Source organism: Dellaglioa sp. CoH-57-MRSF-16 (genome assembly GCF_056782055.1).
On record NZ_JBXAXZ010000072.1, the window covers coordinates 1 to 422 of the forward strand.

Annotated in this window: 1 protein-coding gene; it reads right to left on the bottom strand. The window is 56.2% G+C overall.

All coding sequences use genetic code 11. The features are described 5' to 3' along the window. The coding region (locus AC1RPH_RS07915) for a hypothetical protein (RefSeq protein WP_481762043.1) at positions 1-243 on the bottom strand (243 nt) is incomplete at its 3' end. Between the last annotated feature and the right edge of the window lie 179 nt (positions 244-422).

Genomic DNA, 422 nt, shown 5'->3' on the forward strand with positions numbered 1-422 from the left:
GCCGGGAAGTGCAGCGATATCGAACGTCGTGTGACATTCAAACTTGCGGCCGTATTCCTCGTTGTACCCGGCACTCAGGCCGCCGCCCGTCGAATCGAGGCGCTGCGTGCGCGCCGCTTTCCAGCTATCCAGCGTCAACCCGTAAACCTTCTTTGCGACCTTTTCGTTATGCGCCTGCACGTAGCCGCGCAGATAGGCCAGACGACGAGCCGCGCCGATTTTCAGTTTAAGGTAGGTTGCCATATTTGCCTCTAGTGGTTAATCCCGCTCAGTGCGGTATGTGTGAATCTTACGGGGTTTGGTTTGAGCCGTCAACAATAACCCCTGTAGGCCAAGGGTTATTAGTTCAGGTATCAATCCCGGTAGTCTGTGAAACCTTCATCGTACGCGCGGCGCAGACTGTCGCGAGGCAACGCCGAATC